The sequence below is a fragment of the Desulfosporosinus sp. FKB genome (assembly GCF_002196705.1).
Taxonomy (GTDB): Bacteria; Bacillota; Desulfitobacteriia; order Desulfitobacteriales; family Desulfitobacteriaceae; genus Desulfosporosinus.
The window spans coordinates 16465-28147 of sequence record NZ_NADJ01000022.1 but is presented as its reverse complement, the minus strand read 5'-3'; the positions used below and the strand labels follow the sequence as shown (position 1 = coordinate 28147).

The 11683-nt window shown below is 32.3% G+C and carries 11 protein-coding genes; all 11 read left to right on the top strand.

Annotated features, from left to right (window positions below):
- Positions 1-643: 643 nt before the first annotated feature.
- The 11 genes from B5Y67_RS06865 to B5Y67_RS06810 all read left to right on the top strand — a co-directional run bounded on the left by B5Y67_RS06865 (position 644) and on the right by B5Y67_RS06810 (position 11557).
- Entirely contained in the window at positions 644-1057 is a 414-nt protein-coding gene (locus B5Y67_RS06865; protein ID WP_088225757.1) for a hypothetical protein, read from the top strand.
- A 412-nt stretch (positions 1058-1469) separates the two neighbouring features.
- Entirely contained in the window at positions 1470-2075 is a 606-nt protein-coding gene (locus B5Y67_RS06860; protein WP_088225756.1) for a hypothetical protein, read from the top strand.
- Between the two features lie 79 nt (positions 2076-2154).
- Complete coding sequence (locus B5Y67_RS06855) at positions 2155-2346, top strand: hypothetical protein (protein ID WP_088225755.1); 192 nt, start codon at positions 2155-2157, stop codon at positions 2344-2346.
- Positions 2347-3078: 732 nt separating this feature from the next.
- Entirely contained in the window at positions 3079-3489 is a 411-nt protein-coding gene (locus B5Y67_RS06850) for a hypothetical protein (RefSeq protein WP_088225754.1), read from the top strand.
- A gap of 111 nt (positions 3490-3600) precedes the next feature.
- Positions 3601-4416, top strand: coding sequence for a hypothetical protein (locus B5Y67_RS06845; RefSeq protein ID WP_088225753.1), 816 nt, complete (start codon positions 3601-3603; stop codon positions 4414-4416).
- Between the two features lie 15 nt (positions 4417-4431).
- On the top strand, positions 4432-5169 hold the full coding sequence (locus B5Y67_RS06840; protein ID WP_088225752.1) for a hypothetical protein: 738 nt from the start codon (positions 4432-4434) through the stop codon (positions 5167-5169).
- Positions 5170-6001: 832 nt separating this feature from the next.
- Positions 6002-6646 (top strand): ATP-binding cassette domain-containing protein, encoded by a 645-nt coding sequence (locus B5Y67_RS06830; protein WP_088225750.1) that lies wholly within the window; start codon positions 6002-6004, stop codon positions 6644-6646.
- Between the two features lie 32 nt (positions 6647-6678).
- The gene (locus B5Y67_RS06825) at positions 6679-7419 is read left to right on the top strand and encodes a hypothetical protein (protein ID WP_088225749.1); all 741 of its coding nucleotides are present in this window, start codon (positions 6679-6681) and stop codon (positions 7417-7419) included.
- A gap of 47 nt (positions 7420-7466) precedes the next feature.
- Complete coding sequence (locus B5Y67_RS06820; protein ID WP_088225748.1) at positions 7467-7877, top strand: hypothetical protein; 411 nt, start codon at positions 7467-7469, stop codon at positions 7875-7877.
- A 526-nt stretch (positions 7878-8403) separates the two neighbouring features.
- Positions 8404-10794 (top strand): transglycosylase domain-containing protein, encoded by a 2391-nt coding sequence (locus tag B5Y67_RS06815; protein WP_088225747.1) that lies wholly within the window; start codon positions 8404-8406, stop codon positions 10792-10794.
- 355 nt (positions 10795-11149) lie between these two features.
- On the top strand, positions 11150-11557 hold the full coding sequence (locus tag B5Y67_RS06810) for an Imm70 family immunity protein (RefSeq protein ID WP_170932618.1): 408 nt from the start codon (positions 11150-11152) through the stop codon (positions 11555-11557).
- Positions 11558-11683 lie beyond the last annotated feature (126 nt).

Here is an 11683-nt window from a genome sequence, read left to right as displayed (position 1 = left end):
ATGCTTGATAAAGCTTGTTAAACAGTAAAATTCCAATGGAATTGTCTGAGTTAAGATGCAAGAACTCAAACTGGTGACCAAGTTTCCGCCGGGAAATAACTCCTATCAGGGTGCGAAACTTAAATTAAGTATTATTTAACTGAGCTTGAAATCCCTACAATTTCAGAAGAAAGTTCGGAATGGATATAAATATATCATAAATTTAGAGATAAAGGAGACAGAATTGCCTAGAAACCTAGTAAAATTACGGGGGACAGTGTTGAAGAATTACGATAATCTTATAATAAGTTTCTTCGTCATGGGAACGGATTATGAAACATAAATAAATTATAATTTGAATTTGATTAAGCTTGATGCCAAGGTCTTCATCACTAGATAAATTTGAGGTGGCTGCATGAATAAACAGCAGATAATTAAATTTCTCTGATAACGACGATAATTGTATTGATAATCATCTCTATTCTATGAGTATAAGCCCTGAGAAAATTGTGGTTCAGAAGTTCGAACATATAAATAGTTATAAATTACCAGTGAACTAGACGATTCCCCCAAGTGCCTTTCATTTTAAATTTTAATGCTAGATAGACAGAATTATTATAAAGAATTAGTTGATTTAATAATAATGACCGAAAGGATTATTTTTATGAAGAATCAATTTAAAATAAAATTATTTTTTATACTAATTATTCTATTATTAATTAATGGTTGCACCACTACTAATAAACCCTCTTATGTCAAGTATTTTAAAGGTGAAAGTGAACATTGGAGTGCGGTATATTTAATAAAAGGTGCATTAAATGAATATGATGAAATCGCTAAATTAACCTACAGAGAGACTGATATTGAAGCAATTGGTAAAGTGAAAGCTTTATTTGGATCTAAAAGTGGAGTCATCAAAGTTGAAAAATTCCTTGACAAGAATGGGTCAGTATTAGGGAATCGTATTGGCAGTGGTGATGTCAATCATATTGATGTGACTGTGCAATGGAACAATCTAGTTGAAAACTTTACGCTTCAAGAAACAAAAACTCCAGTCATTAGCCCCTATGAAAATTGAGTTCTCCATATTTTATTTTAGGTACTTTTCTACGAAAATACATTTTAATCCTACTCTGTGAACCGAAAGGGTCCATGAATGTTTATGCAGAGATAAGAGGACGGAATCACAGAAACCTAGTAATATTATGGGAGACAATGTTGAAGAATTAGGATATACTTATTTGAGATATAAGGCCAATGTGGTTAAACACCCAAAGGAGGCTCTACTCCTTTGTTGAAGCATTTCAATTATAAAAAAGGATCTGTTAAATTAGAATAAAGTCTTAAGCATAGCTTTATCCTCATCAACTAATTTCTAAGGACAAATTTACCCTATGGGTAATTTCCATTGCCATAAATGAAGTTAAACGAATAGGTCTAATTTGGAATTTATGGATCAATAAACTTGGTCTATTTAGGATGGTTATAAAATGAGCTTTGTATCATTAGTAATAGCGAATTCTTTTGTTAGCGTAATGGCCGATAGCCGTACAAGTGAACTGAATTCTGACGGAACGATTAACAAGGTCAAAAGTGAGGACTATCCGAAAATTTTCTACTTATCTGACAATACCTTTATGGCTATGGCCGGATTAGTGGAAGATGCACAAGAATTTATTGAGTTTTCAAGCCTAGAGCAATCTATCTTAGAACGAGGGTTATTGAAGGAAAAATACGAAATAACAGAATGGCTTGAAGGTGTTCGTCAATATATCATTACGGACAATAACTTTAAAGTGTTTCTTGGCGGGTTAACGATAGCCAATGAACTAAAAGTTTATATTATAGATAGTACAATAAGGGTATTGGAAGAACTGGAATATAGCGAGAACGAAATAGGTTATTACCTATCACCCAGCCAATATATTGATAAGAGTTGGGTCGAAAACATATTCAAGGAACTTTATCGTATTTTTGATGGAACACCAGAAACAATGAAAGTCGTTCAAGAACTACTAAATGATATCGTTGCCAATAGTGATGAGTCCGTTAATAAAAATAAGAGATGGTTTTGTCTAAGGCGACCTTTCAATTGATGAGAGACCGTCTATTTAAAAATACCTTTGTTTCCGAGAAAAAATATGAGATGATATAGTCCGAAGGTGGGTGATTTTTATGGAGGATATTGAGGGCATCGAGGAAACGGATAAAACTTTCTCCGATCGTTTGGCTATTGACAGTTATTTTGTTTCTGTAAATGAGTCTGGAAAGTTAAAGAAGATATGGACGTGGATTGCTATGACTTCCTTTTTAATAGGTACGAGTATATCAATTATAAGCTTTTTCCAGACGATGAATATTAAATAGTTCTTGCTTTGAACTTAAACATAAAACAGCAGCCTTAGAGAACTGTTCCCTGTCAAGGGGAGCATATCTTGGAGGCTGCTTTTTTATAGATTTTCAGTAGATAAATTTATTAAAAAATGAAATAAAAGTTTAGCTTTGCTCTACAAATTAGTAATTCGTAGGTTTCTCCATCTTTGTATTGAAGTCTTTAGCTGAGCTCGTAATTTATATAATTCTGGAAGAATGGCCCGAATTATATATTTATATATCATAAATTCTGAGATACAGTAGACAAAATTACATAGATACCTAGTAAAATTACGGGGGACAATGTTGAAAAATTACGATAATCTAATTTTAGATGGCGAAACTACAATTTGGAATGGCGATTAAACTAATTTTAAGTATTAGGTTTATGTATTTAGGTGGTTTCTGCCACTTGAATAATGACGCCTTCAGGTCAACTATACCAGCAAAGTACCATTTAGCCTGAAGGCGTATGCCCCTACACAAAAATGTAAGTATCCTTATATTATACCTACTGGGGATGTTTGTGAAGGGAGAATTTAAGTTAAGGAGGGAAAATTGTTTTATCCTCATATTAAAAAGAATATATATTTTTATTATCCCCAAAAATATTCTTAAGAGAAGCTCAATATTAATGGTCAACCAAAGCTTGTTCCATATTACTTGGTAGTATTCTAGTGGTTTTTTTAATTATATAGAAGTTAAGAATTGAGAGGGTAATCAAATATGAAAAAGAGTACAAAGTTATTAACGGCCTTGCTATCGGTTTCTTTATTATTGCCAGTGTTTTCTTCAACCGCTTTAGCAAGTAGTAGAGCATTTTCTGGATATCTTCTTCCCAAATATCAAGGTTTTAATTATACATCATGTTATCAGCATAATCAGTCAACAGCCGCGATTTACGCTCGGGCTGATAAGTTAACCAATACAGATAAATGTTACTTATGGGCTGCAAAATCAGATCATACGGCATTATCCACGACGACAATTTCATTTGTAGCTAATAGCACTAACAAGTGGCTCTACTTCTCGGATAATAAAAGCCATGTAGGTGAGTACGTATGCTTAGGGATGATGAATTATTATAGCTCTTCAAGCGGTGCATATGTTGATGGATATGTCGATTTCTTAGAATAAGTAATATGGCTGCATTTATTTAAGCATTCCTGAGGCCGCCCCCGATACACCCTCAAATAACGATGAGTGTGTATCGGGATTATAACTTATTAAACTTAAAAGGGGATAAAAATGATAACACTTATTAAGATGGAGTTAAGAAATTGTTTGAATAGGAAACAATTTAAAGTTATGTTTATTGTGCTATTACTGCTGGTTATTTATTCTTTCATTAATACGGGATTAATTGTAAAAGGAATGAGTTTAAGTGGCCTGAGATCAGGTTATGAAATGTCAATTTTGCAACACCCTTATGGACAGGCCATACTTATGACTATATTATTTGTACTTCCTTTATTTGCAAATATAATATATTCAGATTCCTACATTATTGATGTGAAATCAGGTATTTATATTTACATAACGACCAGATCTAAAAAAAACGTTTATATTATCTCAAAAGCAATCGCAGTAGTGGTTTCTACTTTTATAACCTTCTACGTACCGTTGGTGATTAATGTTATTCTTTCAATCATTACATTTCCATCAATAAGTTATGAAACAAACGGCGTTCCCCCATATATAATTGAATATAATCCGGAAGAATTATTAAATTGGTTGAGAATTCAAAATCCATTGGTCTTTAGCTTGGTTGCGATTGCTATAATTAGCTTATTTGCCTCACTTTATGCTTTGCTAGGATATGCAATATCTTTGAATTTTGGAAGAAATGGTTTGATTCCTATAGCTTTTGTAATGTTAGCTTATCTTGTTATAGATACATTTATTTCTTTATTACCTAATGGATTTCACTATCAGCTAACTAATTTGGCTCTACCAACTACTACTGTTAGTGCATCCTATTTTTTTCTTTGCATTTTCGTCATTCTTTTATTAAGTGTAATTCTACTTTTACGACAGTTATATATAGTATCTGAAAATATATAGCTTAAGGAGATATAAATGAAAAAATTGTACATTTATCTTACTAAAATTGTTTTTGGTTCTAAAAGGATGATTGTTACTATCATTTTATTTATAATTTGGTTTACTGTAAATGGTTATTTTTTAAAGAGAATGTTTCGAAATATAAATGATGATAGATTAAATGTTGTTTTAAAATCTCCCGTAATATACATACATGATAAAGTATTTAATCCGTCTTTTTCTGTTCTGCTATTATTTCCATTATTTATTTTATTAGTTGATCTAATAACAAACCTTCTTTTAAAAACTGCCATAGTAAGCAGGTACAAAGATCTGAAATTGTGGTGGAAAGTATACTATATTTCAATTTTATCATTAACATTAATTTATGTTGGAATATTAAATGTTTTATTAATTATACTTGTTTTTTTAGCTGGGCTTAAATCTAAGATAGATTACAGTTTTTTAATTTATTTTTTTACTTCGATATATTTTCAAATAAATGGTTTTGTAATAATAGCTAACATTTTTACTTCGGTAAAAATTATAACCAAAAATCAAATTTATAGTTTCTTAATTACTTCAACAATCTTTATTTTAATGCATTATATTTTTTATTATATGATTCTTATTGGAAAAAACGCTCAATCATTTGAAATGTATATGTTTTTGAATAGCAAATCTAATTTAATTAACTATATTTGGTTTATTGCTTTATTGTTTCTTTCGAATATTACAGCTAAAAAGCTCTTAAATGAAAGTGATTTAATATAGAAGGAAGTTTATGTATGAATTCATTTTATAAATCCAATATATTTATGTTTAATGGTAAGGAAATTTTGAAAATCTTTTTTGGTAGTTTGTTTATCGTATTTTTGTGTATAAAGTCCTTATCGCAATTTAACACTAAATCATTAGAAGCTTTTTTGATTTATACATATGGATATCTCAATATAAATATTGGATTAGATAACATTAATGATATTTTGTTTTATGTTTTTCCTCAATTTTTCATTATGTTTATTTTATTTAATCTTATAGAACAAAGTTTGAATAAACAAGCAGTTTATATTTTTAGCAGAACAAATAATCGTGTGAAATGGTTTTTGGAAAAAATTTTTATAATTATATTTTGCACTGGAATTTTTTGTTTCCTTTTGATCTTAATAGAATTATTATTCGGGCATCTACTTAATTTGCCGATATTAGATAACAACAATTTGCTGCTTTTAATTGTTAGTCAAGAATGTTTAGTATTCTTTCACTGTTTGCTTCTTGTTATTTGGGTAAATGTCTTATCTTTAAATTATAATAGTATTTATAGCTTGACTTTTGTCTTTACTTGTAACATTTTTAGTTATTTAATTACTTCAATATCTAGAAATAAACTATTATTTATATTACCCTCAATACATAGTTTGCTTTATTTACATGATTTAGATTATATTCCCAGACAAAATGAATTGCTTAAGATTTATATTCCAGGGTTCAAATTATGGTGGTCACTAATTTATTACTTAGTAACTATTACAATACCTATTATATTAGGTTCTAGCTGGATAAAGAAAAAGGATATTATGTAAATTGGACAAAGGAGAGATAAAAAATGTCTTATCTTGAAGTGGTGAATTTATGCAAAGAGTTTAAGGGTCAACCAATATTACAAAATATTAATTTGTCTCTTGAAAAAGGCAAAATTTATGGTTTTTTTGGAAGAAATGCTTCAGGAAAAACAATGCTATTTCGAGCAATTTCAGGGCTAATTAAACCTACTGAAGGATATATAATGATAGATAAAAAAATATTACATAAAGATATGTCTTTTCCAAATAGTATAGGTGTTATTATCGAAAACCCGGGCTTTTGGGATTACTATACTGGATTAGAAAATTTAAAGATATTAGCTTCTATTAAAAGAATAATTTCTGTTAAAGATATTAAGCTTTCCATGAATAGGGTGGGCTTAGATCCTGAAGATAAAAGAACGTTTAAAAAATACTCGCTGGGTATGAAACAAAGGCTTGGAATAGCTCAGGCCATTATGGAAAAACCCGAGCTGATTGTTTTAGATGAACCAACGAACGCATTAGATGAGCAAGGAATTAACCTAGTAAGAACAATCTTATTGGAAGAAAAGAATAGAGGGGCACTTGTTCTTATCGCAAGTCATAATAAGGAAGATATTGAGCTTCTCTCTGATACTAAATATAAGATGGATTCGGGAAGATTAAGCCTTTTTATAGAACATTAAATCTTACAAAAGTTATATTGGAGGTAAGAACCTTGAAGATTAGTAACAGAATTTTTATCATAATAATTACATTTATAATCTTAATTAGTTCATTATTTAGTCTATATATTAAAAACACCTTTGCAAATGATCTGTTGTTTAATGATACCAACTATAATAATCTAAAATTTACTTACTTGTTTGATCTTAATGGCGATTTTGATAATTCTATTGAAAACTTTAATGAGTTGAAGAAGATATCTCCATATATTATTTCTGTAAAACTTACCTCGGAAGATAAAACTAAATTTTCTATGGCCTTGAGAGATACAGTACAAATTTTGAAAGTTTTCAAAGGGGATGGTGAACAACATTTAAAACAAGGAGATATAATCAATATTTTTGAGCCAATAATTATTAGGGGGCAAATGCTTTATGCTAATAGTGGATATATCCCTATGCAAAAGAATAAAGAATACGTTCTCTTTCTAAAAGATATAATAAAACCTTCATGGTATCAATACAAGAGCGAAGATGGAAGGAAATCTTTTGTTCCATCATCTATATTTTATGGAAAATTTATTTTAGATAAGGATACTCAAATAATGAAAGTTGATTATGGTGACACGTATATTCCGATTGATCAAATAAATAATTACGACTTGGTACTTCTGAAAAATTCCAATCAAATTAAGAATATAGAACTTAAACAATATGATGCCGATAATGTAATTAATAAATATAAACAAATTAAAAAAGACTTAGCTACATATGTAGATGAGTCCAATAAATAGTAGTTCTGCGTCTCTTAATTTAATACCACTGAAAAGGGGTGAAAATAATGACTAAAAGAGTATTAGCAATATTAATAACAATTCTAATACTCCTCATTGGTGGTAGTTTAATTTATAATAGATTTTTCAAAATACCAAATTACCATACTGCTATTAATGAGGCCGATATAAAAGAAATACGAATAATCATAAATTATAATGAAAAGAAAATTCGTGCAAAAGATTGGGCTCCAATTATCCAAGAGTTCAATAATAGTAAAATTATTCGGGTAAATAAACTTGATACAATAGGTGATGTTAATGTTTTCTTTGCCCTAAAAGATGGGCATTCCATAAACTGTGAAATTGATGGTAATGAGCTTAAGGTATCACGTCTAATAGAACAAAAAAGAGTAGATTATATAGCTGAAAATAAAGAAATAAAGGATATTGTAACAAGCATATTTGGAACAAACTAAAGCTTTTTCGCATTATCTATCCTTCTGGAAAGTCAAACACCGACAAGGAAGGGTTGAATAGATTTTTTGTTCAATGAATTGGTCAATTATGCGATGCGGTAAAATTGGGGAGCCCACAATATATTCGGGATCAATAAACATGGTCCATTTAGGGTGGCCATAGCTTTTTTCAGACGATAAATATTAAATAGTTCTTGCTTTGAACATAAATATTAAACAGCAGCCTTAGAGAACTGTTCCCTGTCAAGGGGAGCATATCTTAGAGGCTGCTGTTTTATTGTTTTCAGTTGACAAATTTATTTAAAAAACGAAATAAAAGTAATGTTTTGCCATACAAATTAAGCCAAATATTTCCAGGTATTTGGTATATAGTAATACATAAGAAGGATACCGCATAAAGATTAAATTGTGTTGATATTCAACAGAGATTCAAATCTCTAGTCCTTGTCGGTCTGCTTTCCCTGGAATCCTTATACTTAACGAAATAGAATTTCAACAAATACATCTATTAAGGAAGTCATAAATCATGGTTATAATTGAAAACCCCAAAGGCAGTCGGATTGGTCGAATTATTAAGTATTCCTTTTTTGCTCTGTTAACTTTGACCGTCATATTATCATGTGTTCTTGGAGTCCTATATTTAGTATATAAACCTACCATAGATTCAGCCAAGGAACAAGCAATTATTAAAGTGAGAAATATAGATCAGCTAACCTTTAAGAGAGCTGGCAGCACCTTGATATTGGATAAGGACAATAAGCCAATTGCCAAGTTAGGCTTAAGCGGTTATAACTATGTAGACCTAGCGGATGTATCTGATTATGTGCCTCAAGGGTATATCGCGGTTGAAGATAAGAACTTCTTTACAGAAGGAGCTTTAGATATTAAAGAAACAATAAAGGCCGGAATTTTGTACTTGCTAAACAGAGGTAAAGCAACTGTTGGCGGTTCGACAATTACACAGCAAGTTGCCAAGAATGTTCTGCTTACACAAGAAAGAACGGTTTCACGCAAGCTAACTGAAATATTCATAGCTTTCGACTTAACAAAACGATATACGAAAGACCAAATTATGGAGTTTTATATTAACAATTGTTACTATGGTGAAGGATGCTATGGAATAGAAAGTGCTGCCCGATACTTTTTTTCAAAACCTGCTTCTAAGTTAACTCTGGCAGAAGCGGCAACTCTTTGTGGAATGTCTAATAATCCTTCTCTGTTTAACCCTATTACAAATCAGGAAAAGGCGACACAACGAAGAAATATAGTCCTCAATGCTATGTTGGAGCAAGGAAAAATATCGCATGCTCAGTACGATGACGCAAAGGATACTAAGTTAACCCTCGCAATTCACAAACCCGTTGCAACACCTGAAAATTATATGACAAGCTACGCTATTGATTGTACCGTGAGAGCGTTGATGGAACAAGATGGCTTCCAATTTAATTATACATTTAAGACAGATGATGAAAGAAATAATTATGAGTCTGAATATAAAGAAACTTACTCCCGATATGATAAACGAGTCCGCAGCGGCGGGTACACAATTTACACTTCGCTTGATGTTGCCAAACAATCCTTATTGCAATCATCCCTGGATAATGGCTTAAAAGATTTTACGGACATAAATCCTACAAATAATAAATTCAGTATGCAAGGGGCAGCGGTTTCAATAGATAATAAAACGGGTTATGTAGTAGCTATTGTCGGGGGAAGAGGCGATCAGGATGTTTATAATCGGGCCTTTCTGAGTTATCGGCAACCAGGTTCATCAATTAAACCGTTACTGGATTATGCTCCTGCCTTCGAATTAGGTTATCATCCTCTGTCTCGGATAACTGATCAATATATTCCTAATGGTCCTCGAAACGAAGAAAACCGATACTACGGGCCTGTAAGTATTCGATTGGCGACGGAAATGTCTCTTAATACCGTTGCTTATCAGGTATTGACGAAAATAAAACCTCAAACAGGGTTAGCCTATTTAGAGGCAATGAGATATGCGGGGCTTCATCCTGAAGATAATATCCCCATCGCGAGTATTGGTGGGTTCACTGAAGGAGTATCACCTGTTGAGCAAGCCGGGGGTTTCTATACTTTAGCAAACGGCGGAAGGTATGTTCAGCCCAGCTGTGTCAAAAAGATTGACGATCTTGGGCAAACGATCTATAAAAACAGCCGAGAAGCGAAAAAGATCTATTCACCGGAATCTGCCTATATGATGACAGATATTCTCAAAGGAGTTATCAGTTCGAACTATGGCACTGGGCACAATTTACAAATTGATGGCCAAATAGTTGCCGGGAAAACTGGTACTACGGAAAACAGTAAAGATGGATGGTTTTGCGGCTATTCATCATACTATACAACCGTTGTATGGTGCGGGTATGATATCCCCAAGGAAGTTAACAATTTGTTCGGTTCTACCTATCCCGGACACATTTGGTTGGACTTTATGACCAAGATACATGAAGGTCTCCCAAAAGCAGATTTTCTCCAACCACAGGGAATTGTTTTTAAAACTATTGATTGGCGGGGTAATCCTACGGACTTTGACACAGGAACTCAGGATATGTTTTCTAAAACTTACTTAGAGAAGGGCTTAGGTGGGCAGGCCGACGTGAACGCGGCGCAGTCTGCAAAAGACAGTTCAACTATAACCGACCGAGTAATAACCCCTGAAGGGAATCAAATTCTCCAATCAGAGGATCAAGAGACAAAAGCTGAACAAGATGCCGACGCTGCTCTAGCAGTTCTGGAATCATTAACACCTCAAAGTTCACAAGAGAATAGGGATGCTGTTTTTTTAGATGCTCAAAATAAGATAGGAAAAATAAAGGATAAGGATAAACGCTCTTCCTATCTCAATAAAATTAGTGATGTGCAGAGGGTATTGGGCATTGGGGGCTCTTTTTAACCACGTTGATTTGCTGCAACACTTAATCTAAAAATTAGTTTTTGGTATGGCGCGGAAAAGCGTCTTTCTTATTCTCCAAGGCTCAGCAATTTGTGCTTTTTGCATTAATTTTCGTGCCATAAGGTACTATTTAAAGGTTTTTTATCCGAGTATTATAAACTTATTTAATAAGTAAGCAGACTATGCCAATTCTGGTAACTACTTTTCGGAACCAAAGTCAACCCAATCCTTTTAATCAAATTCAGATGTTAAGTGTAGATTCCGGTGCTTATGAGAAGAAGAAGGTAATGACTATGGAAAGTAGGGAATGTTTTTAGGGATTTTGAGCTTAATTAAAATTAATGAGGTGATTAGTATGGCAATTGGTTTTAAAATTGACTTTTTGTCCTATCGGGCCAACCATCGCGATTTGTTTCATTCGTTTTGCTCGACTATTAGCTACTATCTTGAGCCTACAGGTTGGGGAACAGAATTTCCATATTTACTAATACACTTCTATAATGGAAAGCTTGATTGGATTGACGTGTTGAAATTGATAGGTGAGCTTAAAGATATACGTGAGAGATTGAAGTACATCCAAACAACAGATATTATTTTAGATATTGAAGATTTAAGTGAAGGAGAATTGCTGAGGAAAAGAGAATGCAGTAATTACTGCGATTTATTGAATAGTTTTCGGGTGAATGATGGCCGGAATCTATTCGATGTTTTGTTAACGACCCTGGAAAATTCATTAATTGAAACTGATAAAGAGATTGCTTAAAAAGAGCCTTCCAACATTGAGTAAATGGCAAATCATAAACAGTGGGATGGTATGAGAAAGGGGCGTAGACCAAAAAGGTTTCTACGCCCCTTTCTAATGGTAAAGTCAGGGCAAGACAATGATGAA